The sequence below is a fragment of the Streptosporangium sp. NPDC049248 genome (assembly GCF_040678965.1).
Taxonomy (GTDB): Bacteria; Actinomycetota; Actinomycetes; order Streptosporangiales; family Streptosporangiaceae; genus Streptosporangium; species Streptosporangium fukuiense.
Genome location: NZ_JBFAQY010000046.1, coordinates 18,020 through 41,817, shown reverse-complemented (window position 1 = coordinate 41,817; position 23,798 = coordinate 18,020). Strand labels below are relative to the sequence as shown.

Annotated in this window: 24 protein-coding genes; 3 read left to right on the top strand and 21 right to left on the bottom strand. The window is 70.9% G+C overall.

Features of this window, described 5'->3' with window-relative positions:
• Window positions 1-573 precede the first annotated feature (573 nt).
• The 3 genes from AB0K21_RS42385 to AB0K21_RS42375 all read left to right on the top strand — a co-directional run bounded on the left by AB0K21_RS42385 (window position 574) and on the right by AB0K21_RS42375 (window position 4,010).
• Window positions 574-1,563 (top strand): DUF6245 family protein, encoded by a 990-nt coding sequence (locus AB0K21_RS42385; protein ID WP_364158503.1) that lies wholly within the window; start codon window positions 574-576, stop codon window positions 1,561-1,563.
• A 244-nt stretch (window positions 1,564-1,807) separates the two neighbouring features.
• The gene (locus AB0K21_RS42380; RefSeq protein ID WP_364158500.1) at window positions 1,808-1,930 is read left to right on the top strand and encodes a hypothetical protein; all 123 of its coding nucleotides are present in this window, start codon (window positions 1,808-1,810) and stop codon (window positions 1,928-1,930) included.
• A gap of 772 nt (window positions 1,931-2,702) precedes the next feature.
• A complete protein-coding gene (locus tag AB0K21_RS42375) occupies window positions 2,703-4,010 on the top strand; it encodes a hypothetical protein (protein WP_364158497.1) in 1,308 nt (435 codons plus the stop codon).
• Between the two features lie 611 nt (window positions 4,011-4,621).
• On the opposite strand, the gene AB0K21_RS42370 is transcribed toward AB0K21_RS42375, so the two are convergent.
• The 21 genes from AB0K21_RS42370 to AB0K21_RS42270 all read right to left on the bottom strand — a co-directional run bounded on the left by AB0K21_RS42370 (window position 4,622) and on the right by AB0K21_RS42270 (window position 23,796).
• The gene (locus tag AB0K21_RS42370; protein WP_364158494.1) at window positions 4,622-5,923 is read right to left on the bottom strand and encodes a hypothetical protein; all 1,302 of its coding nucleotides are present in this window, start codon (window positions 5,921-5,923) and stop codon (window positions 4,622-4,624) included.
• A gap of 942 nt (window positions 5,924-6,865) precedes the next feature.
• Window positions 6,866-7,201: a hypothetical protein gene (locus AB0K21_RS42365; RefSeq protein ID WP_364158491.1), complete on the bottom strand. Its 336-nt coding sequence runs from the start codon at window positions 7,199-7,201 to the stop codon at window positions 6,866-6,868.
• Between the two features lie 63 nt (window positions 7,202-7,264).
• Complete coding sequence (locus tag AB0K21_RS42360) at window positions 7,265-7,585, bottom strand: hypothetical protein (protein WP_364158488.1); 321 nt, start codon at window positions 7,583-7,585, stop codon at window positions 7,265-7,267.
• On the bottom strand, window positions 7,582-7,965 hold the full coding sequence (locus AB0K21_RS42355; protein WP_364158485.1) for an RRQRL motif-containing zinc-binding protein: 384 nt from the start codon (window positions 7,963-7,965) through the stop codon (window positions 7,582-7,584). Before AB0K21_RS42355 ends, AB0K21_RS42360 begins: the two co-directional genes overlap by 4 nt.
• Window positions 7,962-8,714 carry a hypothetical protein gene (locus AB0K21_RS42350; RefSeq protein ID WP_364158482.1) on the bottom strand — a complete coding sequence of 251 codons (753 nt, stop codon included), beginning with the start codon at window positions 8,712-8,714 and terminating at the stop codon, window positions 7,962-7,964. The genes AB0K21_RS42355 and AB0K21_RS42350 overlap by 4 nt, the downstream gene beginning before the upstream one ends.
• Window positions 8,714-9,532 (bottom strand): hypothetical protein, encoded by an 819-nt coding sequence (locus AB0K21_RS42345; protein WP_364158479.1) that lies wholly within the window; start codon window positions 9,530-9,532, stop codon window positions 8,714-8,716. Before AB0K21_RS42345 ends, AB0K21_RS42350 begins: the two co-directional genes overlap by 1 nt.
• Window positions 9,532-9,969: a hypothetical protein gene (locus tag AB0K21_RS42340; protein WP_364158476.1), complete on the bottom strand. Its 438-nt coding sequence runs from the start codon at window positions 9,967-9,969 to the stop codon at window positions 9,532-9,534. The genes AB0K21_RS42345 and AB0K21_RS42340 overlap by 1 nt, the downstream gene beginning before the upstream one ends.
• Window positions 9,962-10,942 carry a phage Gp37/Gp68 family protein gene (locus tag AB0K21_RS42335; protein WP_364158473.1) on the bottom strand — a complete coding sequence of 327 codons (981 nt, stop codon included), beginning with the start codon at window positions 10,940-10,942 and terminating at the stop codon, window positions 9,962-9,964. Before AB0K21_RS42335 ends, AB0K21_RS42340 begins: the two co-directional genes overlap by 8 nt.
• 5 nt (window positions 10,943-10,947) lie before the next feature.
• Window positions 10,948-12,168, bottom strand: a complete 1,221-nt coding sequence (locus AB0K21_RS42330) for an NUDIX domain-containing protein (protein WP_364158470.1) — start codon at window positions 12,166-12,168, stop codon at window positions 10,948-10,950.
• A gap of 109 nt (window positions 12,169-12,277) precedes the next feature.
• Complete coding sequence (locus AB0K21_RS42325) at window positions 12,278-12,700, bottom strand: RNase adapter RapZ (RefSeq protein ID WP_364158467.1); 423 nt, start codon at window positions 12,698-12,700, stop codon at window positions 12,278-12,280.
• A 31-nt stretch (window positions 12,701-12,731) separates the two neighbouring features.
• Window positions 12,732-12,899 carry a hypothetical protein gene (locus AB0K21_RS42320; protein ID WP_364158464.1) on the bottom strand — a complete coding sequence of 56 codons (168 nt, stop codon included), beginning with the start codon at window positions 12,897-12,899 and terminating at the stop codon, window positions 12,732-12,734.
• A 4-nt stretch (window positions 12,900-12,903) separates the two neighbouring features.
• Window positions 12,904-13,233 (bottom strand): hypothetical protein, encoded by a 330-nt coding sequence (locus tag AB0K21_RS42315; RefSeq protein WP_364158461.1) that lies wholly within the window; start codon window positions 13,231-13,233, stop codon window positions 12,904-12,906.
• 41 nt (window positions 13,234-13,274) lie between these two features.
• Window positions 13,275-14,378 carry a hypothetical protein gene (locus AB0K21_RS42310; protein WP_364158458.1) on the bottom strand — a complete coding sequence of 368 codons (1,104 nt, stop codon included), beginning with the start codon at window positions 14,376-14,378 and terminating at the stop codon, window positions 13,275-13,277.
• A gap of 58 nt (window positions 14,379-14,436) precedes the next feature.
• A complete protein-coding gene (locus AB0K21_RS42305; protein WP_364158455.1) occupies window positions 14,437-14,802 on the bottom strand; it encodes a hypothetical protein in 366 nt (121 codons plus the stop codon).
• Window positions 14,803-14,896: 94 nt separating this feature from the next.
• Window positions 14,897-17,401 (bottom strand): DNA translocase FtsK, encoded by a 2,505-nt coding sequence (locus AB0K21_RS42300; protein WP_364158452.1) that lies wholly within the window; start codon window positions 17,399-17,401, stop codon window positions 14,897-14,899.
• Window positions 17,402-17,662: 261 nt separating this feature from the next.
• Window positions 17,663-18,844 carry a hypothetical protein gene (locus AB0K21_RS42295; RefSeq protein ID WP_364158449.1) on the bottom strand — a complete coding sequence of 394 codons (1,182 nt, stop codon included), beginning with the start codon at window positions 18,842-18,844 and terminating at the stop codon, window positions 17,663-17,665.
• A 202-nt stretch (window positions 18,845-19,046) separates the two neighbouring features.
• Window positions 19,047-21,065, bottom strand: coding sequence for a hypothetical protein (locus tag AB0K21_RS42290; RefSeq protein ID WP_364158446.1), 2,019 nt, complete (start codon window positions 21,063-21,065; stop codon window positions 19,047-19,049).
• Between the two features lie 76 nt (window positions 21,066-21,141).
• The gene (locus tag AB0K21_RS42285) at window positions 21,142-22,434 is read right to left on the bottom strand and encodes a hypothetical protein (protein ID WP_364158443.1); all 1,293 of its coding nucleotides are present in this window, start codon (window positions 22,432-22,434) and stop codon (window positions 21,142-21,144) included.
• A gap of 10 nt (window positions 22,435-22,444) precedes the next feature.
• Window positions 22,445-22,852 (bottom strand): hypothetical protein, encoded by a 408-nt coding sequence (locus AB0K21_RS42280; protein ID WP_364158440.1) that lies wholly within the window; start codon window positions 22,850-22,852, stop codon window positions 22,445-22,447.
• 39 nt (window positions 22,853-22,891) lie between these two features.
• Complete coding sequence (locus tag AB0K21_RS42275; protein ID WP_364158437.1) at window positions 22,892-23,569, bottom strand: hypothetical protein; 678 nt, start codon at window positions 23,567-23,569, stop codon at window positions 22,892-22,894.
• Entirely contained in the window at window positions 23,566-23,796 is a 231-nt protein-coding gene (locus tag AB0K21_RS42270; protein WP_364158434.1) for a hypothetical protein, read from the bottom strand. The genes AB0K21_RS42275 and AB0K21_RS42270 overlap by 4 nt, the downstream gene beginning before the upstream one ends.
• Window positions 23,797-23,798: the final 2 nt, after the last annotated feature.

Sequence of the window (23,798 nt, the reverse complement as noted above, 5' to 3'; positions counted from 1 at the left end):
GGCTGGTCGGGCGGTAGAGGCGGAAGTCGAGATTTCGGCTGTGGATAGCCGTGCCCGGCGTGGGGCCGGATTGGTTCCCGCAGCGGTTTCACTGCACTGACCTGGTCAGACACCGTCTCGGGAACCGGACAGAGTGAATGTTCTGTCCGGTGTGCCGACCACCGTTGCCCTTTTCCGGCTTACTTGGTCTGCCCCCCAATACCCTCGCGGAAGGGGTCTCCTGCCCGCCGGCTGGGGAACCACGGCTGACAGGAAACCCTTCCCCTACATGAAGGGATCCACGGGGGGAGCATCACCCGGGCTGAGCGCCACCCATAGGACCCACACCACGCCCCTCAGGTAGACGAGGTACATGCGTGCCCTCCAGTACCGCGCGGCCGCCCTGTCGGCCTCGGCGTCAGGCCGCGGTTTTTCGTCGGGGGACTCCCCGTTCATTCTCTCTCTCTTCTCCCGATATGGCGCCGGGTGCCTACCGAACTGTCCGGCGAAATCCACCAGATGAGTGGGCCATGCAAGTGAGAGTAAAAGAGGTCAGAAGCGCTCGCAATCGGCAAACATGCAGGTAAACGCTAAATGACTGTAGAAAACGCGGGTCTGTCGAAGCGTTCTACCTCAGACAACGCGAGCAATTATCTCGCTCCGAAAGCCGCAGAAATTTCTTGTAGATTTTTCTTCTCGCGGTTCGCACCCCGAAAAACTCCTCGGCCTCCAGCCTGGTTACCTCGTGTTGGTGGCTACCACTTCAGCGACGGCGCGTCGCCAGGTCGCCGGCCACCTGGGCATGCTCGCGGGCGCGACGGGCCAGCTCGGCCGCGCGAACGGCCACGGCATCGGCGAGCGCGACCGCCCGCACCTCCCAGCCCGGAGCCGGGTCCTCTTGGTCGACGAGCTCCAGGAGGTCGTCGACGGCATCGGCGATCTGGTCGGCGTCACCGGCCAGATCACCACGTACCTCGGCCAGCCGGTCAACCAGGTCGGCCTCTCGGTGCCGGGCCCGGTAGGCCGCTTGGCGGCAGGTCGCCGAGCAATACCGGGGGCGCCGCCCTGGCCGCCCTCGGCCTGTATGGCGGGACCAACACCGCCGCCGAACACGCGGCCGAAGCCGCCCGGCTCGGCGGGCTGGACCCGTACCAGATGCGGCTTGCCAACGCCCTGCTCGGCGCGGTCCAGGTCGAGGCGATGCTCGCCGAGACCGCCGGGGCCGGCGCCAAGGGCCTGGCCGCCGCGCACCACGAGCAGCTGGTGACCGCGGGCGTGGCCGACGACGCGGAGAAGCTGGTGGGGTTCCTGCGCTGGCAGGCGTTGCGGGTGTCCGGCCCGCTACGGCTGATCGCCCAGGACCCGTCCACCGGGCCGATCCCGCTGGCCGCCGCGCACGCCGCCGAGGGCCTCCAGCGGCTGCTGGGCGTGGCCGGCGCCGGGCAGGTGCCCGACGTGGAGACGGTCAAAGAGCACGTCGCCGAGATCGAGGCGGCCCGCGAGTGCCTGGTCACCGCGATCGGCAACGTCGACATCCTGCTGCAGATGCTTTCCGGGCTATCCGCGCTGTTCGGTGAGGACTGATCCGGCCGGAAAGCAGCGTTCCCGCGGGTCAGCTCGAAACTCCTTCGGGATGGCCCCTGGTCGCGGGGCTCGGGAGAGGGATCTCCAAGATGGTTAACCTTGGAAAATCCGGATCTCTGTCAAACAGCGCTTATTGTCCTAGGCTCCTCTGTAGCCGCTTCACGCGGCAGCCTTCCCTACTCGGTCGAACCCCCGGGGGGCGACCGGCCCTCGTCCGCAATGGCGGCTCAGAGAAGGGAAATCGATGGCTGCTAAAGGTCGGCGGCGACGCCCGAACCAGTCACCTCCGCTGGAGTGGGGCACGCTCGCCCTGCGTGCGGTCCTCATCGTGGTGGACTGGCTGGTGAACGGCAACGGGCTCAAGTAGGCGGCCGCCTACCTGAGCCCGAATATTCCGCAAGTTGCCCCCGGCACGGCTCGCGACCAGTCGGGGGCTTCTTGTTGTCTCCACATTATCGAGTTTCGCCAGAATCGGTTCGGCTCCACCTTGACATGCTCGTCGGTGGTGCGCCATGCCACCGTTTGCAATGCCTCAGGCCACCGTTTGAGCTACAGCCCGGTCACCGGGTTGCCGGTCCAGCGGTCGCCCTCCTTCAGGTATCCGAGCAGCGCGCGGGAGCCAACGGCCGTCCATGCCTGCGGTCGTGCCTGGGTCGTGGTCGATTACTTCCCAGATTTGAGCTTCTCGTAGGTAACGGGATGGCAGGTTCCCAGAACCTAACGAAACCACAGGTCACAGGCTCGCGCTCGAACCCGAGTGGAGGGCCAGGAGGGAGACGCATCACCGCAGGTGGGGTCCCGGTAGCAACGGCGGAAAATCCAACGGATATCGCTTCGCCAGCGTCGACGTGGAGCACCCCGGCGAGGTCAGCGGCATCCTCGGCCTAGCCCGTCGCGCCCACCAACCGGCACACCAGCCATGCGATGCCCTCACATCAGAGCAGGTCAGGGGGATATCCGTTGGATTTTCGGCGATTACTACCGGGACCCCTGCCTGCCACACCAAGATCATTCTCAGCGCCAACCGCTGTTCCTGGGTTCCTCAACCCCGGACACGTTCGGGAGGAGGGGCCAGGTTGGAAAGAGCTCCTTGATCGCTTCCCGGTGAACTTGGCCGGGTGTACGGCATCATGTCCGTTGTGGATCTTTCCAGGCGTCCTGGGCTGCGCATCGCGGCTGCGGCCGTCACTTTGTTGTTCACCCTGGGTGGCTTCGACCAGTTGAAGATGCCCGTGCTGCCGATGCCCGCGGACGCGGCGGCCTCGGCCGAGGAGATCGCCGAGCGGCTGCGGGACCGCCTGGACGACGAGGTCTTCGAGAGCTTCTTGCCGGATCTCACCTTTGCCCCCTTTGCGATGAGCCTGGACACGCCTCTCCTGCACTGGTGCTGGCCGGAGCAGAAGCAGGGCATCGAAGCGCGGCTGCCGCCTGAGGGCGTGCCCGCCTACACCGGCGAGCTGCACGCTCCGGAGGTGGCCGATCCGCTGGAGGTACGGTTCTGGATCACCTCGCCCGACCAGGCGAGCCGCCTGGTCGCGGCGACCCGGCGCGGCACCGAGGAGTGTGGCCGCCGCCCTCGGGAGGGCGATGCGATCAGTGACGTGGCCGATTTCGATCGCTGGGGGTGGCACGGGGTGCGGACCCTGGTCACCACAGAGAGCTGGACGGAGTACGGCGACTCGGGCGCCAGGGTGACAATCGTGGCCGCACGCGGCGCGCTGCTGGCCGAGATGTCGTGGGCCTGGGCGTTCGAGGCAGGCGGCAGGCCAGGCCAAAGCCCGCTGCTCCAGGGCACCGAGGCGGCGGCGTCCGTGCTGGCCGCCGTGGGCGGCGCCCCCTCCGCGCCCGCCCCGGCCGGCGCCACCTCGCGGGCCACCTCGACCATGATGGCCGCGGCCCTGCCTCCGCCGTCCGTCTACGGCAAGGACATGAGGCCGTGGCCCGACCCTGTTGGTCTCTTGCATGATCTGGTCTGCCCGTCAAGTTTCGACGAGAACGTGCACGGCGGTGCTCCGGCCATCACGCGCCGTCTGATCGGCGAGGTCTCCATCCGCGAGGACGTGCTGTTCCTGGCCGACGAGCAGAGCGCCGAACAGGCACGCATCCGGCCGATCCGCTGGGCCCGCTGGGGCGTCTCGACCGGCAAGGGGGTGAAGCCCTGCGACTCCGACGACGCGCTGTCCTACAGCATCGACCGCCGCCTCGAGCCCTTCACCAGGGGTTCTTGGACGGGAGAGATCGATACTTTCGCCGTGCGGCGCCCTGACTCGCAGCGCCATCCTGCCCGTCACGACTCCGTGGCGCACATCGCCGTGGCCGTGCGTCACGGCTCCACCATGGTCTATCTCCGCTGGCAGGGACCGGCCGGGGCCGACCCTGCCGCGGCCCTGCGCAGGGGCCGCGCCGCCCTCACCCGTACCCTCGACCTCCTGCCTGCGGGCGGCTGAAGGTCGTCGGCGCTTGCCCCTCTGCTGCGAATCTACACAGTAAAGCCCGCCGGTTACCCACCCCAGGAGCGCCAGCACCATGAATGGTGCTGCCCCTCCCTCAAATACCTGACATTCGAGTACAGATCATCTCATTGATGCTAAAAAGCCCGGCCCTGCGCGGTGCCGCAGGGGTCTTTGGGCGGTGAGTTGTGCGTGCCCGAAGACCTTTACAAAGTAGATTCATGAAGGAGCGTGTTCCTGTCACCGCCCCAAGGAAAGACGTGTTTTTTCGTGGCGGCCCTGCAAGCGACGGGCAGGGATTGGGCAGGTCAGGCGAGGGTAGGCAGGCAGGCTGAGGTCGCTTGTCGCCTGTTCACCGCATGGGCGCGACTGTATTCCGGGGGAAACCATGTCGCATTCCGGACCTGACCATGAGGATGCTCCGCTAGCGGATCGTCGGGCGAATCAGCAAGACCTCCATGACGAGCCTGACTTCGCCGATGAGTTCGCTCCTTCGCCAACAGACCCGGCCGGCCAACCCGAAGACGATCCCGACACCACCGTCTACGGGCAAGACGAGGGCTACGAAAAGCCAACCTCGTCCTGAAAGGCCACGACCACGGAGGAGGTCATCGGCCCTCTTGGGATCGGGCGGCCATCACCTGCACCAGCCAGGCCCGCTCGGCGGCCAGGGCGGCCGCGTCGTCGGGGCCGTAGGCAGGTTCGGGCTCGGCGGCCCAGCGCGGGGCGGAGGGCAGGGCGTGGCGGGCCAGGACCTCGCGCTGGAAGATCTCCTCAGACTCCACCAGCACCGGCCGGGGCGGCTGAACGGGCCGCTGAGCAACGATCGGCGCGTGATCGGCCTCTGTCGCCCCACCCGCCGCAGCAGGCGCCGCAGGGCGTTCCTGGCGCTTGGGATCTGAGGGGTACAGGCGGGGCGGGGCGTCGTGGTGGCCGCGGCCGCGCAACTCCTGGGCGCGGCGGCGGGCCTGGTCGATCAGGGCGGCCCGGCGCGGGGCGTTGGCCGTGTTGCGCTCGGCGTTGGCGGCCAGCCAGGCCGCGTGCACCGAGCCGTTCTCATCGAGGATGAGGTTGGCCAGGTTGCGGGCGGCGCGCCGGGCCCGGCCCAGCACCTTGCCGATGCGCCAGCGCAGCACCCCGGCCAGGTCAGAAGCGCTGGCCACCTGCTCACACAACAGCTCGGCGGCCTCGGATTCGGGCATGTGCCGCAGCAGCAGCGCCACCAGATACGACACCTCGGCCACCTCCCGGTCGCCCAGGACCTGCCCGTCGCGCTGCCGGGCCCACCGGGGCTGCAGCCCCAGCACGAAATCGACGGCGTGGGCCCTCTCCTCGGCGCGATCTTTGCACCCGAACGGCAACTCACGCGGCCGCCGAGACGGCTGTGACAGCCGTGACGGGTGGGAGGGGGAAAGTCCCTCTCGTGTATAAGGAGACGTGTGAAGTCGTCCACAGCCAGAAGCGGCGTTGATCGCTTGGGGGCGGGTGGCGGAGCCTTCGCGGATCACCTCGCACTCTGACAGGTTGGCATCGATGGAGGCGCGGGTCTGCTTGCCCTTGGCCGCGGCGATCGGGTTGTCGATGTGGCGGCGCAGTTCGTCTTTCAGGTCTGAGGGAAGGTCGTCGGGCAGCACGGCCAGGTCCATGGCCAGCACGTAGCGGGCCTGGCGCTCGGGCGCGGCCGCGCACACCTGGCGTACCAGCCCGGCCTCGACCAGGCGCATGAGGTCGGTCCAGCCGATCCGATGGCCGCTGGCCCGGGAGGCGAAGCCGTGATGGGCGGTGTAGGCGTCGAAGACGGCAGGGATGTCGGCCAGGTGACCGGCCGCGTCCGCGTGGTGGGTCAGGTGCCGGGCCATGCGCAGCGCGCACGGATGCACCCGCTCGCCGCGGGTCTGCAGCACGCTCATCAGGCGCCACCACAAGGCGGTCGGCACCCGGGGCAGTTGGTCGGCACCCTCGTAGTGGGCGTAATGCGCACGCCGTGCCTGAGCAGCACTAACAGCGCACAACCGGGTCGAGATCGAAGCGGCGCGCGGGGTCGTGCTGAGGGTCGTGCTCGGAGCGGTGGCTGTTAGCTCACTCGGCGTGTCGTCGCCAAGGCGTGTTGAGCCCAGCGCCTGGACTGCTATCGTCGTCTCCAGACGTGAATAGACACGCCTAACCCGCTCAGCTCGCTCGCCGGCCAAAGCATCGGAGCTGAACGTCCAAGGTGTGTCGTGTGAAGTTGTCTCTTGAGAAGCGCCCCCTCTGGGGGCGTTTTCTTTTTGCCTGGGTAGCTCCTGAGGTTTAAAGCGGGGTATTCAGTCCCGCATCTTTCCACGATCTCCGAGTGCTTGTGGGCTGGCACGCCCGTGGTTCCTGCGGCGTGTCGCGTTCCGTGGTCGCATTCGCGCACGAGAGTGAGCAGATGGCCCGTCGACGTCCACAAGCGGACAGGCAGGCACCAGAAGGTCCCTACCAGCTCGGCCGCCCTTCCTGACATCCTTCTTGTCAAAGAAAAATGATCTTTGTCAGAGAATCTTGTGGGGCACACTGCCATAAATGCGGCTGACATGGGCGTAAACACGCCGAACACGCCGAAAGCCGCATCCCAGGCACAGGATGCTGACAGCGGCAGACAGAGGCGGGCGGATACGAGGCGGAGGTGCGGCGCGTCCGTCGGCGTACACCCTGAGGGCAAGATCAAATGTGTGTCCTCGCTGTTCAGGGGGATACCGGAGCCGTCGGCGGGCGGGGCGGCACTGGCACAAGGGAGCGGTACGGCCCCGCCTGTCGGCGCCAGACGGCGCACGGCGCCGCCCCCGCCCGCGACATCAGCGGGCGGAGGCGGCACCAAGGGGGGCGGACGCTCAGGCACCGGGCCGGGAATCCTGGAGCTTGCGCAGCACATCCTCGACGCGTAGCGCCGGGCCAGACCCACGAGCGGGCCGCTTGCGTTCCCTGCTCAGCGCCTGGACGTAGGCGGGGATGGCGCGCAGGTGCACGGTGGCTAACAGGTCCCGCATGAAGCGGGTGGCGTGCTCGGCCTCGCCGGTGCGCTGGGTGGCCAGGGCGCCCCGGACAGCGTTGCAGATCAGCATCCGCTGCTCGCTCGGCCGCAGGCCGTCGACGACGGCCATCGCGGCACTGAGCTCGGGGTCGTCGTGGGCGACGGCGCCGGGCGGGTCGAAGTCGTGAAGGGGCATAGGGGTCCTCTCAGAACTCGGGGTCGGTCTGGGCGTGCAGTCGCAGCTGTCAGGCACCGGCGTTCAGCCGCTTGAGCACGTCGGTGATGTACAGCGGCGCCCCATCGAGTGGGCTCGGCTCGGTGGGGCGGTGACGACGGCGGGGATGCCGTGCAGGCGCACGGTTGTGACCAGGCTGGCTGCGAACCGGCGCAGGTGGTCGACGTCGCCGGTGCGCTGGAAGGCCAGGACAGCCTGGTAGGTGCTGCGGATCAGCGCGCGCTGCCGGGACGGCCGCATGGCGTCGACGGTGCGCATGGCCGCCTCGACCTCCGGATTGTCGAGTGCGACAGTGCCGGGAGGGTGGACGTCGTACATCGGGTGGTCCTCTCGTGGGGTGGTCATGCGGACAGCTCCCAGCCGTGGCAGGGCAGGCAGGCCCCGTAGCGGGTGGGGATGCAGTAGGGCTGCTCGATGCGGCAGTCGGGGCAGGTGCGCCGGGCGCGCATCGCCTTGCCCAGGGCCTGCAGCTGTCTTGGGCTCGGGGTGCGCCGGGGCTTGGCCGCGGCGACGTCGTACAGGTAGGCCACCGCGACTCCGCCGGCCGCGCGGCGCGAGCGCCACATCACCTGCGCGCACGGGGCTTGGCCGCCGGGCCGGAGCCCGGCGACGCGCAGCTGGCGGCGGGTGGCCAGCCCGTCAGGGGCGAACCTCCATGGGTAGGTCGGCAGGCCGCCGAACTTCCTGCCGGTCGGGTCGTAGAAGACTTTGCGACGGCGGCTCACCAGGCCTGCCCCGAGTCCGCGGCGCGCTCGTCCTGGTCCTCGTGGTGGCCCTGGTCGGCCGGCGGGTCGAGTGGTGGGTTCGGCGCGGGCGGGTTCAGGTGCGCGGCCAGGGTGGTGAGGACCTGGCACGGTGCGCTGATCGTGCATTCGCGCCGGTAGGTGCCCTCTTGTTCCCCGGCCCAGGACCCGGCCCGCAGACTGCACGCCGCGCACGCCACCGCGCACGGGCACTCACCGGGCGGGTGATGGCATTCCTCGGCGGCGCAGTCCCAGGAGCGCAGCAGTACCGGGGCGTGCGTGCTGGCGTGCGCCAGCAGCTCGATGACGGCGTCGTCCAAGCCTTCGGCGTCGGGCTGCCCGGCGGCGGCGATGATCGCCTCGCACAGGTGGCGGATGATCAGCGGATCGTCCAGCAGCTGCTTCAGTGCTTCCCGGTCGGCGCCGGTCGGGGTGAGCGTGTTCAGTTCCCGCTCGACGGCGCCCGCGCCGGTGGCGGCGACGGCCCAGGCGCAGTGCGGGCACACCGTGGCCCAGGTGGGCAGGGTGGCCCGGTCGAAGGCGCCGACGCGGGTGGCGACCAGGGCACGGCGCCCGCACAGGGCGCCGCTTTCTCCTGATCCTTCGGCCAGGGCGCGCACCGCGTAGTCGTGCGGGATGGCGTGCATGCCGGTGCCCGGGTCGACGCCCGCGATGAACGCCGCCGCCGGCAGCCCGAACGGCACCGAGGAGGGCGTGGTGGTGTCGTTCATCAGGCGGCCACCTCCTGAGCGGCCGACGGCTGCGCCTGGCCCCGCACCGGCTGGTCGCCCTGGCCGGGCTGGGCGGCGCGCATGGCGTCGATGACGTGGTCGGGCACATACCGGCCGCTGACGGGCAGGGCCTCGCCGTGGCCGTTGGCCTTGGCCCAGGCGCGGGCCTCGGGGGTGGAGTAGTCGACGCCGGGCTGGTAGCGGCGTGGCGTTGCGGCGCTCGTGCCCGCCGCACCCGCTTTGGTGCCTGTGCTGGCGCGGGTGAGTTTGGCGGCGGTCTGGCGGTCGTGGCGGCCGATCGTCTGCGTTGCCTCACGCAACCGTCCCTTGGCCGCCTCCAGCTGGGCGGCCAGCCGCTCGATCTCCTCACCCGCCTCGGCCGCAGCCTGCTTGGCGACCACCAGGTCGGCCTTGGTGCGCTCGTGGGCGATCAGGTGCTCACGCAACAGCTGGGCATCATGGCGCAGCCGCGACAGCGCCTGGCGGACCTTGGGCTCGACGCAGGCCTCGGCCAGCTTCAGCAACTCGGCGAGGCTGGCTTGGCCGATGGTCTCCACCTGCCGGGCGTAGTAGGCGGCATCGGGGGAGTAGGCGATGCCGTCGGCGCTGATCAGCATCTTGTTGCGGGCGGCGAGCTTGCGGATCGCGGCCGCAGGCCAGGTGGTGGCGTCACTGACGGCGGGGACCGGGGTGCCCTGGCGCAGCAGGGTGAGCACCTGGGCCTCGCCGTCGGCGGCCGCGAGCGCCGAGGGCGCCACCATCGCGGGGACTCCGGCGAGAGCGGCAGGAGCGAAGCGGGTGGAGGGGGTAACAGGCATCAGGAACTCCTCGTCTCATCGGCTCGCAGGTGGGTGGCGATCAGGGTGAGCAGGCTCATCACGTGGGCCTCGACAGCACCCGGGCCGTGCACGGCGGCGCGCAGCTCCTCGAAGGCGGGCCGGTCGCGGGTCAGGCGGGCGGTGATGACCTGGATCGCCCAGGAGATGACCGGGTCGGCGGCCGCGGCCGCGGTCTCGGGGTTGGCCCAGCTGGCGTGATCCACGCCCGGCGTGCGGGTGACCAGGACGTCGACCCAGGTCAGCAGAGCGGCGGTGATCGCGCCGGACCCGTGGTGGGCCTGCAGCTCCCCGACGGCGGCGCTCGCACCGTCGGGGTCGTCGGCGACGGCCAGGTTCAAGGCGGCCACCGCGCGCCGGCGGAAGGCCGCATGCTCGGGGCAGCAGCCGCGGGCGGGGGTGTGGTGGTGGTTAGCCACGGGTGATCACCTCCCGCTGTGAGGTGGTGGGGAAGGTGTCCCAGGTGCGGCCGTCGAGCTCGCGGCCGGCGGTGCGCTTGCTCGCGACCCGGCGCATCGTGACGGCGCCTTGGCCGACGTCGTCCGAGCAGGTCTCGATGGTGCGGCCATCGGGCAGCACGTCGACCAGGCGGCCGCGGCCGTTCAGGTCCGGGGTCCATTGGCCCCACTGCTTGAAGAAGAACGGCGTGCCGGCGGCTTGGCACTGGTCACGCAGGGTGCGAAACCAGTCCGGGTGCGCGGGCCGGGCGCGGGGCCCGGATTCGCCTCCGGCGATGACCCAGTGCAGCCCGCTATCAGGGCCGACCCGTCCGGCCATCGACGCCAGGAGTTCGGCTCCCCAGCCCTCGAAGGACTCCATCCATTCCACGCCCAGATGGCGCGACAGGTCGACCGGGCCCAGCAGCGGCTCCACCGACAAGAACCGCACAGCCGCCGCTGTTTTGCGCAGGGCCGGGATGCGGATGTCGGCCCAGTGCTGGTCTTCGACCGACACGCCCAGCCACAGGTTGGGCAGCGGCCACAGAAGCGGGGTGGGGCAGTGCACCAGGGCCAGGTCGCTCTCGCGGGCGCGCAGGTGCGCTTCGATCCGCGGGAGGAGGGCGGCCATCCGGGCGTGGCGCTTGGTCAGCAGTTGGAAGGTGTGGCTCGGCGCCCACCAGATGCGGGCGAACACCTCGATGATGAACTCATCGGGTACCGCGTCGTGGAACAGGTCGCCCATGCTGTTGACGAAGACCATCCGCGGTTTGCGCCAGCTCAGCGGCGCGTCCAGCTCGCCGGGCACCAGGCGCACGGTGTCGAAGGATCCCGCGCCGTTCCAGTGGGTGCTGATCGCCTCGGCGTAGCAGTGGTCGCAGCCGCGGCTGACCTTGGTGCAGCCGCGCACCGGGTTCCAGGTGGTATCGGTCCACTCGATCGTGGTCGCGTTCATCGCGCTCACCCCTGAGCCAGCGGCAGCGAGAGGGCCAGCACGACGACGGCGACGATCAGCAGGGCGACCGCGACGCGGATGATGCGGTACTTGGTGCAGGTCAGCCGCGACAGCTGCCACACATCGGCCGCCAGCCGCTCCACCTGCCCGCCACCGCCGCCGCTGCCGTCGCTGTCGTTGGTGGTGAGCTGGGCGATCAGCGCGCGGGGGGAGGCCGCGTGGGCGACGGCGACGAACCCGGTGCCGCCGCGGCGGGGGATGCGCGGCATGACGGCGGCCAGCAGTGTGGCCGCGGCTGCGGCGAACAGGCCTCCGGCGATCCAGCGCAGCACCAGCGCGACCGTGGCCACGGCGGTGGAGTTGGTCAAGGTGATGGCCAGGCCACCGGCGGCCAGTGACACCAGCAGCGCGACCTTGGCATCGACCCGGGTCAGCTCGGCGCGCACGGTGATTGATTCGTGGCTCAGGATGTTGCGCGTCCGGGTGTGGTCGACGGCCGGGGCGCTGATGTCCTGGCCGGTGGGGTTGTCCTCGACCTGGGAGGGGGCGTCGGTGTCGGGCTGGACCTGCCCAACGTTGTCGGCGTCGGCGGCGCGTGGGGGCGGGCAGCCGTGGGTGGCCAGCTCGTTGATCGCGGCGCGGTCGGCGTCGCTCAAGGCGATGAGGTCGGCCGCGCACAGCCAGTCGACCCAGACCGGCTCGATGCCCGGCTCGGCGACGAACTCTTCCTCGGTCAGCCGGCCGCTGGCGTACAGGGCGGTGCGCATGGCCAGGGCCTGCAGCTCGGTGCGGCCGATCCACCGCGCGTTGCGGGTCTCGCGGGTGCTGGGGTTCAGCGCGCCGCGCACGGTGGCGCGAAAGACGTACCACTGGTGGCCGGTTCCCGACGGGCCAGGGGTGCGGCGGCAGCGGTTGTCGCGCCAGGTCGACAGCATCAGCGTCAGCTCGCAGGCGACCAGGCCGAGTTCCTCGGCGACCTCGGCGCGGGCCGCGTCCAGGATGGTGCCGTGGGTGTCGACGTGCCCGGCGGCGCCGGCGATGCCGACCGGCCAGGTGGCGCGCTCGAACATCAGGTACTCGCCGGCGTCGTTGCTGATCAGTACGCCGACGCTGTGGTTGTCACACCGGGCAACCACGGTTGCGGAGGGCGCTGGGGCGACGGTGGCCGGGTGGAGTTTAGCCACCGTGAGCCCTTGGTCGAGGTGGACGGCGTTGGGGTGGGTCATGATGAGTGGTGCCTCTCTGCTTTGCACGGGTGAGATGAGGTGAGCGGGCGCGCCCGGCGTGGACTGTCTTGGCGGATCGACCACGGTGGTGCGCGCCCGTCCCGGGCTTTCAGGTCTGGATGACCGGCCGGCCGACGTCGCGGTGAGCGACCAGGGCGTCGAGGCCGCAGGCGTTCAACCCAGCGACGACCTCAGCGGCTATTGCCACACTTCTGTGGCGGCCGCCGACGCAACCGACGGCGATGGTGACCAGCCGCTGGCCGTTGACCTGAGCGTGCAGGTCGCGGGCGAAAGTGATGGCGGTGGTAATGGTGGCCTGGGCTCCGGGGGTGGCCAGCACGTGCTCGCGCACGACCCGGTCCAGGCCGGTCAGCGTGCGCATGGCCGGGTCGTGGTGGGGGTTGCGCAGGTGACGGCGCGCGTCCAGGGTCAGGTCTGCCTCGGGTGCCGGGCTGTGGCCGTAGCCGAAGCTGGTGACCACGACGTCGGCGATCTCGCGGCCGTCGCGGGTGTCGTGGGTGGTGGTGCTCACCGGTGCTCTCCTTCCGGAATGAGGTGGGGTGCTACAGGGGGCGGGCTTCGCCGTGGCCGTTGGCCGCGGCGACCACGATCTGGTGGCGCATGGCGGCCGCGGCCGCGTCGTCGCCGTAGGCGTACTGGGCCGCGGCCGAGCGGGCGTCGACGCTGGCTGAGCGGCCGCAGCAGCCGCAGGTGATCGTCTCGGTGCTCACCGGGTCAGCAGCCCTGCTCGTCGGCGCCGTCGGCCGGGGAGCCGTCGCTGACGGGCTCGGGCGGAGCCTCGTCCTGCTCGGTGGCAGAACCGTCGCGATAAGAACCATCGGTGATCGGCTCGGGCGGCGCCTCGCTCTGCTCGGCCTCCTCGATGGCCGCGCCGTCGCGATAGCTGCCGTCGGTGATGGGCTCGGGCGGGGTGGCCACCTCGCTGGTCGTGCTGATTGTGGTGGTGGCGCAGGCGGCGTCGGCGGGCACGCACGCGACGCTCAGCGCGAGGGCGGCGACGAAGGGCAGCAGCGCGGAGGCCGGGCGGGAGGGGCGGATCGTCATGACAGGTCGGTCCTTTTCTTCCGGAATGGGGATGGGTGGAGTCAGTTGCTGCGCCGGGCCAGGTGCCGGTACAGCAAGCCGGTCGCGGCGAGCGCTGCGGCCAGGGCCACCGTGAGCGGGGCCGGGGCCGGGGTGGTGGGCAGGAGAGCGAAGACCAGCGCGAGCTGCGCGAGGGCGAAGAAGAACCACGCGATGCGGCCGGACCGGACGGCGGGACGGCCCGGGGCGGCCGCCCGGCCCGGGCCGGGCTCGTTGTCGGCGAGAGCGTCGCTGGGGTCGACCGCGTCGACCTCGTCCAGCTGGCTGGCCAGGGCGGGCACCGTCGGCATCGCGGGTGCGGGGGGAGCGGTGTCGGTCGCGCTGGTCGGGCGAGGCGATATCACCAGGGCCTTGAGCGCGGCGGGGTCGGCCACCTGGTAGCCGGTGGCGGTGTCGTAGGCCAGCAGGCCGGTCACCACCCGCTCGCCCAGGCGGGCCAGCAGCCAGGTCCACGACTGGCCGGTGAACCTCAAGACCCCGTCCAGCTCAACGGGGCTGAACGGCTTACCGTCGGCCCACAGGGCCAGTGCCAGGTTCAGCGCCTGCTCATCCGACATCCCCGCCGGCAGTTGCTCGGTGGGGGTGTCGATCTGGTCGCGGGTCCGCAAGCCCTCGGGGTCGAGGACCTGCCAGGTGCCGGCGACGGCGTCGACGGCCAGCAGGCCCTCCTCGGTCCGCTCGGCCAAGGCGCGCCTCAGCCAGCGCGTGTTGTAGCCGGTGATGGCCGACACGTGGTCGAGGTCGTCGAGGGTGAGCGGGGTGGCGTCGTCGTAGGCGGCCAGGGTCGCATCCAGCACGAGGGCGGCGTCGTCGTCGGTGGCGGTGAAGGGGCGGCCGTCGGTGTAGATCCGCGCGGTGAGCGCGGCCAGGCGCCCGGTGAGGTCGGCGGCCTGCTGCTGCGCCTGCGCCTCGGTGAGCTTGCCCTCCTCGATCTCGTCGTACAGCTGCGAGACCGTCATGCCGAGCTCGGCGATCTCGTCGCCGAACCGGTCGTCGCGGCCGTGGAAGGTGTACAGGCCGCCCAGGTCGGAGAAGATGTCGCCGAGGCGGTTGTACCAGTAGCGGGTGCGGTCGGCGTGTGAGAGGGCAGGGGCGGAGTCGATCATGTCGGGTTCCCTTTCGGTTCTTTCAGTTCGTGGAGTGGTCATCGCGGGGAGCCGCCGGTCAGCTGACAATCCAGGGGCGACCGGAGTTGGCGGCCTCCCACGCGTCAGCGGCGATCTGCTCGGCGACACGTCGGTCGCCGGGGTGCAGCTTCTTGGCGGCCTGCTCGATGGAGCGGGCGGCCTGCTCGATGGAGCGGGCGGCCTGCTCGATGGAGCGGGCGGCCTGCTCGATGGAGCGGGCGGCCTGCTCGGCCTCTTCGGGGCACATGTCCCAGGAGTCGAGGCGCGTCTGGCCGCCCATGTATGTCAGCAGGCCCGCCGCGCCGGTGGAGGAGCGGCCGCCGTACTTGGTGAGCTCGGCGGCCAGCTCCGCCGAGTAGGTGGCCGAGCGGTTGCCGGTGTGCGGGCCGAAGTAAATGCCCATCAGTCGACCTCTCTTTCTTGAGGGGGGAGCTGGCTGCTCCGGGCACCCGCCCGGCCTGGTAACCGGGCGGGTGCCCGCAACCTCCGCTCAGTGGTCAGGCGGTGGGGGTACGCAGGTCGGCCAGCAGCTGCTCCAGCCGGTCAGGGGTGATGCGGACCTCGCGGGCCTTGCCGCCGTCGGCGGGGCCGACCACGCCACGGGCCTGCAGCAGGTCCATCAACCGGCATGCGGTGGCGAAGCCGACGCGGAGTTTGCGCTGCAGCATGCTGGTGGAGCCGAACTGGGTGGTCACGACCAGCTCGGCGGCGCCGATCAGCAGGTGCGCCTCCTCGCCGGCCTCACCCTTTTCGGCGTCTGCGGCCGAGGCGGCGGGGATGAGGTCGGCGGGTGCCGCAGTGGCCGGGAGCCGGCACCAGTGCGCGACCACCGCGGCGGTCTCCTTCTCCGACACGAACGCGTTTTGCAGCCGGACCGGCTGGGCCGCGCCCATCGGGGCGAACAGCGCGTCTCCCTGGCCCACCAGCTTCTCGGCCCCCGGAGCGTCGAGGATGACGCGCGAGTCGGTCAGGGAGGAGGTGGCAAAGGCCAGCCGGGAAGGCACGTTGGCCTTGATCAGGCCGGTGACCACGTCCACCGAGGGGCGCTGGGTGGCGATGACCAGGTGGATTCCGGCGGCGCGGGCCAGCTGGGTGATGCGCACGATGGAGTCTTCGACATCTTTGGGGGCGACCATCATCAGGTCGGCGAGCTCGTCGATGACGGCTATCAGGTACGGGTAGGGCTCCAGGACGCGGTCGCTGCCGGGCGGCGCCACGAGCTTGCCCTCGCGCACCGCCTTGTTGAAGTCATCGACGTGGCGAAACCCGTGGGCGGCCAGGTCGTCGTAGCGGCGATCCATCTCACCCACGACCCACTCCAGGGCGCCGGCGGCCTTCTTGGCGTTGGTGATGATCGGGGTGATCAGGTGCGGGATGCCCGCATACACGGCCAGCTCGACCCGCTTGGGGTCGATGAGGATCAGGCGGACCTGCTCGGGGGTGGCGCGCATCAGGATCGAGGTGATCAGCCCGTTGACGCACACCGACTTGCCCGCGCCGGTCGCCCCGGCGATGAGCAGGTGCGGCATCTTGGCGAGGTTGACCAGGATGACCCGGCCCTCGACGTCCTTACCCAGGCCCACGATCAGCGGGTGCGCCTCGTTCTGCGCGGTCGCGCTGCGCAGGATGTCACCGAGGGAGACCAGGTCCTTGTCGGTGTTGGGGATCTCCACGCCGATCGCCGACTTGCCCGGGATCGGGCTCAGGATCCGCACGTCGGGAGACTTCACCGTGTAGGCGATGTTCTTGGCCAGGCCGGTGACCTTCTCCACCTTGGTGGCCGGGCCGAGGGTGATCTCGTAGCGGGTGATGGTCGGGCCGCGGGTGAAGCCGGTCACGGTCGCGTTCACGCTGAAGTCGGTGAGCACCCCGCTCAGGGCCTCGACGACGGCCTGGTTGGCGGCGGTGGCCGGGCGCGTCACGGAACCCGGGCGCAGCAGGGCCAGGCTGGGCAGCGTCCACGGGCTCGGCGGGCGGGGGACATCGGTGAAGGGAATACGGGGTCGAACAGTCGGGGCGTCGCCGACGAACTCGGCGGGCGAGGGAGCAGGGGCCGGGGCTGGGGCGTCGTTCAGCAGCGGGCTGTCGTAGGGGGCGCGCTCCTGCACCAGGTCGGGGTCGACCGGCCGCACCACCGGCGCGACCGGGGTCTGCTCCTCGTTCTGGCGAACCTCGGGGACGGCCGTGACCTCGGTGGTCGCCGGGGGCTCCTGGTCGATCTCGGCCGCCGGGACGGTGTCCTGCTCGGGCGCGGACTGCGCGGCGGCCGGGCTGTGGGGAGTGGTGTGGGTCAGGCGCCGGCGCAAGTGGCGCATCCGGTGCGGCAGCTGGCGGGGGGAGGTCGCGGTGATGGCCAGCAGCGCGGCGGCCGCCACCACCAGCAGCACCAGCACGCCGAGCGCGGCTGGCAGCGGCGCGAGCGGGGCGGCGGCGATGAACCCGGCCAGCCCGCCGGCACCGGCCAGCTGCGCGACCTCCGGGAATCCGTGGGCCAGGTGCACAATGCCGGTGGCCGCGCCCGTCAGCGCGGCCCAGCCGCCCAGCAACCAGCCCAGGACGGTCGCACTGGCCGGGCCGCGCAGCAGCTGCCAGCCCAGGACGGCGGCCACGAGTGGCGCCGCTGCGCTGAGGGAGCCGAGCACCGCCACGACGACGGCCTGCACCAAGGACAGCAGCGGCCAGGTCAGCGGCGTCCACAACGCGAGGGCCAGCAGCGGCGCGCTCAGCGCGATCAGCAGGCCGATGTTGTCGCAGCGGCGGCCGGGCTCGGGCCGCACCGCGCCGGTGGCGCGGATCCGCTGCCCGGCCTTGCGCGCCGCTTCCTGGTAGGTGGCGTTGAGCGCGGTCGCGGTCCGCGCTCCCCAGGAGGGGGCGACCGGGCGCCGCGCGGTCGAGACGGGACGGCCACCGCGGCGGCCGGGGTGACCGGTGGCGGGGGCGGGCGGGTTGGTGCGGTGCACGGGGCGGCGGTGCGCGGTGGCGCGGGGGGTCTTGGCGCTCATGTCATCCTCCGAAATATCGAGCGGGCGGGGAGCGGATGAAGCGGAACTCCGGGGCGGAACCAACGGCCCCGGAAGGCGGAACTAAGGGCGGAACTAACGGGCGGAACTAAGGCGGAACCAACGGCCGTGCGAGGCGGAACCAAGGGCGGAACTGAGCGGAGGCAGAGGCGGAACTACGAGGGCGGAACGAGCGGAACGACGGGGCGGAACAGGCGGCCTGGCGGGGCGGAACTGACCGCTCCGCCCACGCGGCGGTGGCGCCTAGGGGACGGCGCGCAAGCGGACGTCCGGGACGAGGGCCGGGGCCGGCTCCTGCTGCTTTTCCTCGCTCATCTCGCGCAGCAGATCGCGGCCGTAGCGATCGCTCACATCCAGGGCGCGCCCGAGCTCAGCACCGGTGATCTCGGGCATCTCCGCCAGCAGGATGCGCGCCTTCTCCTTGAGGATGCGCGCCTTGTCGTGCCTGTTCAGGCTGGGTTCATCGGTCTTCTTCGCGGGCGTGTCGGTCTTGGTCTTGGGCTTGGCGTCCTTGGCCAACTCCAGCCGGATACGGCCCTCGGTCTCGACCTCGGCGCGCCGGATGCGCTCGGCAATCTCGGCCTCGGCGTCGCGGCGAAGGGTGGCCTTGGTCTCGGCCAGACGGGTGTCGAACGCGGCCTCCAGCGACGCCTGGCGCTGAGCGGCCTCCTGCTCCAGGCGCGTCCGCACGGCGGTCAGTTCCGCCCCGAGTTCCGCGCGGATCTGGGTGCGCGCGGCGGTTATTTCCGCCTCGTAGTTCCGCTGGGCGTCGGCGGTCAGTTCCGCCTGACGCGCGCTCAGTTCCGCCCGTAGTTCCGCCTCGGCGGCGGCCAGTTCCGCGGTGAGTTCCGCACGGACCTCCGCCTCGATCGCGGGCCGTTGTTCCGCCCGGATTGCTTCCAGTTCCGCCTCGGCGTCGACCTGGCGGACCAGTTCGTGGGCCAGTCCCACCGACTTGGTAATGACGTGCAAGGCGATCAACGCGCTGGCGTCCAGCACCAGCGGGATCGACCACTCGGCCATGTAGCCGCCGCCGTAGGGCTGCATGACGGCCGCCTGCGACACCACGGAGGTGGCCATGCTGATCCCGAACAGGCCAAGGATCGCGTTCTTGATCCACGCCCCGATGACCGGGTTGATCAGGCCGTGCGACAGCAATCCCGCGAACACCGGGGGCACGATGGCGAAGATGACGCCCAGCACCGGGTGCAGGCCCACGACCTCGTCAGCGACCCGGGCCGCCCGCTTACACAACTCCGCAGACACCTGGCAGGCGTCCTTGATGAGCGCCGCGTCGGCTTTCATCGTCAGGGCGTGCCACAGGTTCAACGTGATGGAGACCGTGGTGCTCAAAATCAGGATGCTCCACCAGAGCCCCAGCCCATGCTGAGCGGCCTGTCCGGGGGTCTTCGCGGGGGTCTTCACGGACCTACCTCCTTCGCAGAGAAATCACGGTCAGTAGTTGTCAGATCGGGGGTGGAGGAGTACTTTCGCGCGCGCACGTGCGCACGGGCGCGTGTCGCTCCCCGGCTGCTTGTCCTCCTGCGGGGGTCGGGCAGGAGGAGTAGTGGAGGAGTAGTTGAGGAGGAGTACCGACGGTCACCGGAGTGCCGCTCGGGGCGGGCGGTCATGAGGCGGCCTTCAGGACGTACACGCCGCGCGATCCCTCGGGCTTTTCGATGACGCCTTCCTCGGTCAGCTGGGTCAGCAACGCGAACGAGCGCGAGATGCTGCAGATGTCGGCTGCGCGGATGTCGGCCATCGTCAGCTGACCGTGCTCGCGAAACAGCTGCACCAGCGCCTCCTTGGCGCCCGGGGCAGCGGCCGGCTTGCCGTCCGGCACCGCGTGCAGCGCGGTCACCCCCACCTGGGCGGGTGCCTGGTTCTGGGCGGCGAGGCGGTCCAGCTCGGCGATCGCTGCGTCATAGCCGCGCTGCCAGGCCGCGCCGGTGCGCTCATCCAGCGGCGAGCCGACCGGCACGTGCGCGGCGAAGGACTCGGCCACCATCTTCTGGGTGCGCGACGGCAGTTCCGAGGGGGTGCCGGTGAGCATGTAGCCCAGGCCGGTGGTCGGCATGGTCTGGGCCGCGTCGAAGAAGGGCGGCAGGTGGTGCGGGGCGACCTCGATGTCGCCCTTGCGCACCATCCGGGCATCCTCGGCCGACGTGACGCGAAACAGCAGGGCGTTGCCGGCCAGCAGCAGCTTGCGCAGCGTGCTGTTGCCGTGGAAGCCCTCCTCCACTGAGGGGTCATGGGTGGCGACGGTGAGCTTGATCCACAGCTTGCGGCCCTCCTTGCCGACATCGGTTAGCAGGGAGTTGATGAAGGGGTGGCCCAGCACGCTCTTCTTGCTCGCCTCGTCGATGATCACGTGCAGGATCGGGTGGCCGAATTCGGGGCCCATGTTCTTCTCGCCGACCTCGTGCAGGATCTCCAGCCGCTCCTCGTACGCGGCCTGCAGGGCGCGCATCCCGGCGTAGATGTGCGCATCGTCGAGGAAGGAGCCGGTGACGCGGGGCAGCAGCTCAGGGAAGGCCTTGCCGCCGTGCGGGTCGAACAGCATCACCGCGGACCCCGCGCACAAAGACTCGGCGGCGATGATCAGCAAAATGTTGGTCTTACCCGAGCCGGGCACGCCGACGACCAGGTCGTGCGGGGTACCCCAGCCCGGCTGATACAGCACGTAGAAGCAGTAGCCGGACCCGTCGGGGTAGACGCTGATCGGCACCAGGCCGGTGCCCGGGTTCAGGCCGGGCCGCAGCCAGCGGTTCTCCTGGATCAGCGGGTTACGATCCAGCACCACCAGGCGGCCACGCGTCTTGTACTGCTCGGGGTCCTGATCCAGGTAAATGAGCGCATCCACGTGCGGCCGATCCAAAGTGGCCTTGATCTCCTCCATGGCGTGGCGGATGCGGCTGTAGGTGTGGCGGGCCGGACCGCCGTCGATGATCCACGCCATGCCGTTGGGTGAGCCGTTGTGGTCGATGATCGGCTCGGGGTCGATCAGCCGGCTGCCTTCCAGGGTGTGGCCGTCGGCGCCGACGTGCCCACTCCAGGCCAGCTGGTGGGTGTGCGGGGCGGGTGCGGCCTCGATCGCCAGCTGCGGCGCCGCAGCGGTCAACGCGGCGGGCGCCTGGCCGGTGCGGGGCGCGCTCTTTTCGGTGCTGCGCAGCCGGTGGATCCACCACCACGGCGCCGCTAGCAGACCCCCGCCCACGACCAGGAGAGTCGGCATGGGCGTGTCCATCCCGGCGCCGGCCGCGACGGCGGCGGTGCTCCACGCGGTGGCCGCGGCCAGGCACCCGGCCGCCCACCGGGGCCGCCAAGTGGCCTTGCCCAGCCAGGTGCGCACGCCGCGCACCGTCACCGCAGCCGCGACCGCGGCGCCCGCTCCGGCGAGCGTGGACAGCGGGTGGACGCCCGTCTCGTGCAGCACGGCGCAGGTGCCATACAGGCCGCCCATCACCGCGGGCGGGTACAGGCCCTTGCGCGAAGCCCACAGCAGACCCTTGGTGGCGCGGTGCAGCTCAGCGCCCAGCGTGTGTCGCTCAGCACGCGCGGCGGGGGGCGGGGTGGGGGGGTTCAGCGAAGAAGGGGCCTCGGTCTGGTCGGTGATGTCGGCCATGTGGTCGGTGGTGGTGATCATCTGGTGTCCCTCCTTCGACGAGGGGTCAGGGCCGGGCACCCGCAGCGGGTAGCGGGCGGGCGCCCGGCGGGGCGGGTTAGGACTTGCCGTAGTAGCGGGTGGAGTTGGCCGCCGACTTGCCCGCGGCCTCGACCGCGGCCTGGATCCGGTCGCCCAGGCGGCGCTGCAGCCGCTCGGCGTCCACGGCGGCCTCATGGGCGGCGTTGAGCTCGACGGCGAGACGGGCTGCGGTTTTGTGCGCGGCGTCGAACGCGATGACCGTGTTCGCCCACTTGTCGACGACCTGACCGGAGATGCCGGCGGCGGCCAGCTGGTCGACCGCGGCCCAGGCCGCGCGCAGCGAGGCGCGGATCATCGCCTCGGCCTCGGTCGCCGGGTCGGTCGTCATCTTGACCGCCTTGACGATCTGCTTGGCCAGATGCACCGCGTCGTCATGGGTGTTGCCGCCGGTCTCGACGCTGGTCTTCGGCGCATTCGACGCGCCGGGGATGGCGACGTACTTGGACATGTCGGAGGTCCCCTCTTCGAGTTCGTCGACGCGGACTGCGTCGACTACCTGCACCACCGGCCCGGACGGGCCCGGCGGGGTCTGGGATGGCCGCTCACCGCCGCCGGCACCCGCGCCACCACCGGTGCCGGTGGTGGTACCGGCGGTCAGGGAGGGCTGGGGGCGCTCCAGCGCGGGCGCCTCACCAGGCGGGCGGGACCGGACCACCTCGACCTCGACCTCGTAGTCACCGCCGTCATCGGCTTGACGCTGGTAGGGGCGCCACCACGGCTCCGACTCCTCGTCCTGGCACTCGTCGCCGTGGCGGCGCTCCCGCCCGGTCTCGGAGTCGTCGACTTTGGGCCCTTCGCCTTGGCGCTCGTCGGCCTCGGGCTTGTCCTGGCGGTCCTGCTCGGTGTCGGGCTCGTCGGCTTTCGGCTCGTTGACCTCAGGCTCGGGCCGGTCGCTCTGAGGCTCGTCCGCTTTCGGCTTGTCGGCCTGGGGCTGGTCGACCTCGGCCTCGCCCTGGCGGCGGCGCTCCTTGCGGTCCTGGTACCACCTGCGGCCCTTGCGCAGGTCGGCCACCGGGGTCCAGGCCGCGGCCAGCGCGGCGCGCAGCCACCAGCCCGGGTTGCCCCAGTCGGTGGTCCGCGCGGCGCGGGCGGCGGCATCGGCGCGCTGAGCCCACCCAGCGGGCCGCTCAGCGGGCTCAGCCTTCGTGCCGCCCGTGGTTGCCGGTGTGGCGGCCCTGGCACGCCCAGCGCGCGCGGTGCGCGCCGGGCTGCCCGGCGCCGGGGCGGTGGCCTCGTCCTTGGCGCCGGTGAACATGCGCACCGTCCCCCAGGTCAGCCACATCCACAGCAGAAAGGTGATCGGCTCCATCACAGGCCGCCTAGTTCCTGCCGCCGGTGGTGATCATCTGCGACTGCTGGGTGATGTCACGCACACCCTCGACCAGCTCATCAGGGTCGATACCGAACAGGCTGACGGGCATCACGACCAGCAGCAGCGGCACGAAGAACCCGATGATCGCGGTCCCCTTACCGGCGTGGTTCTGCTTGCCCCAGCAGTCCAGGACGAAGCCGACCGCACAGAAGAACGCGACGAAGCCGACCAGTGCGCCCGGCAGCACGGAGGCGACCTTGGTGGCAAAACCGTGAAACCAGCTTCCGACCAGGCCGCATCCGCCGACGAACATGATGATCGCAGCGATGCGAGGGGCCTTACCGCGGCGCATCATCGCGATCGCGATCGCCAGGCACACGGCGGTGAAGGTCAGGCCCGCGAAGATCTGTCCCATGACAGGAACTCCTTTCATGATCTTTCAGGTGGTGGGTGGTCAGGACCCGGCGCCGAGCCAGGTCGAGAGGTTGATGTGCACGACGACAGCGGCGATGGCCAGCAGCAGAGCGCGGCCGGGCCGCTGGCCCATCCAGCCCAGCGCGTAGGTGGCCAAGGTCAGGGCCAGCGCGAGGGTGAGGCCGTAGGCGCGGTAGAACGCGGCATGGACGCCGTTGACGATCGGGACTCCGGTCCGCAGCCCCCAGCCGCGCCGCCCGTCGGCGCGCTCGTCGCGCTGGTGCAGATAGAAATCCAGGAGGTCGGCGACGCTGGTGGGCTGCTCGTTCATCCAGCGCATCAGCCACCACCGGCCCTGCCCGCGGGCCTTGCGGACCGCGCTGTCGGTGCGACAGGCCTGCCACCACTGCACCCACATCCCCGGCTCGCGCCGCGGTGGCTCCGGAGGGCCCAGGGGCGGAGGCGGGAGCTCGGGGCGCTGCTGCGGCGCGCTCAGCGACGGCGCCGCCTGCTCCTGGCCGGCGGTGGGCGCGGCCGGGTAGGGGTGCTGCCCGCCGGACGCCGGGACCGGTGCGGCCGCCGGGGCGGGGTGCGGGGCGTGGCGGCCGATCGGCATGCTCGTCGCGGCCGCGCCACCGTGCCCGTTGCCCGGCGCGGGAACCTGCTCAGGGGTCGGCGCCTGCTGGTGGGGGTGGGGGAAGGTGTGGGTGTCGCTCATGCGGATCTCCGGGGAATGCGGTCGCTCTGGGCGATCAGGTAGTCGAGGGTCTCCAGGCCGACGGCCTGGGCCTTGTCGGTGTTGCTGGTGTTGATCAGGTCGGAGCGCAGCAGCCCGAACGCCGCATCGAGCTTCTCGATGAGGCTGGGAGCGGCCTTGATCCGGCGCAGGTGGAAGTCGCGCTGACGGGCCCGCCGCTCAGCTCTGCGCTCACGGGCGTTGGCCATGG

What these genes read in the sequence shown, in the direction of transcription:
- AB0K21_RS42385 (WP_364158503.1), top strand. Translation starts at nt 574, where the DNA reads ATGACTGTAGAAAACGCGGGTCTGTCGAAGCGTTCTACCTCAGACAAC.
- AB0K21_RS42380 (WP_364158500.1), top strand. Translation starts at nt 1,808, where the DNA reads ATGGCTGCTAAAGGTCGGCGGCGACGCCCGAACCAGTCACCTCCGCTG.
- AB0K21_RS42370 (WP_364158494.1), bottom strand. Translation starts at nt 5,923, where the DNA reads ATGAGCGTGCTGCAGACCCGCGGCGAGCGGGTGCATCCGTGCGCGCTG.
- AB0K21_RS42365 (WP_364158491.1), bottom strand. Translation starts at nt 7,201, where the DNA reads ATGCCCCTTCACGACTTCGACCCGCCCGGCGCCGTCGCCCACGACGAC.
- AB0K21_RS42360 (WP_364158488.1), bottom strand. Translation starts at nt 7,585, where the DNA reads ATGACCACCCCACGAGAGGACCACCCGATGTACGACGTCCACCCTCCC.
- AB0K21_RS42350 (WP_364158482.1), bottom strand. Translation starts at nt 8,714, where the DNA reads ATGAACGACACCACCACGCCCTCCTCGGTGCCGTTCGGGCTGCCGGCG.
- AB0K21_RS42345 (WP_364158479.1), bottom strand. Translation starts at nt 9,532, where the DNA reads ATGCCTGTTACCCCCTCCACCCGCTTCGCTCCTGCCGCTCTCGCCGGA.
- AB0K21_RS42335 (WP_364158473.1), bottom strand. Translation starts at nt 10,942, where the DNA reads ATGAACGCGACCACGATCGAGTGGACCGATACCACCTGGAACCCGGTG.
- AB0K21_RS42330 (WP_364158470.1), bottom strand. Translation starts at nt 12,168, where the DNA reads ATGACCCACCCCAACGCCGTCCACCTCGACCAAGGGCTCACGGTGGCT.
- AB0K21_RS42315 (WP_364158461.1), bottom strand. Translation starts at nt 13,233, where the DNA reads ATGACGATCCGCCCCTCCCGCCCGGCCTCCGCGCTGCTGCCCTTCGTC.
- AB0K21_RS42310 (WP_364158458.1), bottom strand. Translation starts at nt 14,378, where the DNA reads ATGATCGACTCCGCCCCTGCCCTCTCACACGCCGACCGCACCCGCTAC.
- AB0K21_RS42305 (WP_364158455.1), bottom strand. Translation starts at nt 14,802, where the DNA reads ATGGGCATTTACTTCGGCCCGCACACCGGCAACCGCTCGGCCACCTAC.
- AB0K21_RS42300 (WP_364158452.1), bottom strand. Translation starts at nt 17,401, where the DNA reads ATGAGCGCCAAGACCCCCCGCGCCACCGCGCACCGCCGCCCCGTGCAC.
- AB0K21_RS42290 (WP_364158446.1), bottom strand. Translation starts at nt 21,065, where the DNA reads ATGATCACCACCACCGACCACATGGCCGACATCACCGACCAGACCGAG.
- AB0K21_RS42285 (WP_364158443.1), bottom strand. Translation starts at nt 22,434, where the DNA reads ATGGAGCCGATCACCTTTCTGCTGTGGATGTGGCTGACCTGGGGGACG.
- AB0K21_RS42280 (WP_364158440.1), bottom strand. Translation starts at nt 22,852, where the DNA reads ATGGGACAGATCTTCGCGGGCCTGACCTTCACCGCCGTGTGCCTGGCG.
- AB0K21_RS42275 (WP_364158437.1), bottom strand. Translation starts at nt 23,569, where the DNA reads ATGAGCGACACCCACACCTTCCCCCACCCCCACCAGCAGGCGCCGACC.
- AB0K21_RS42270 (WP_364158434.1), bottom strand. Translation starts at nt 23,796, where the DNA reads ATGGCCAACGCCCGTGAGCGCAGAGCTGAGCGGCGGGCCCGTCAGCGC.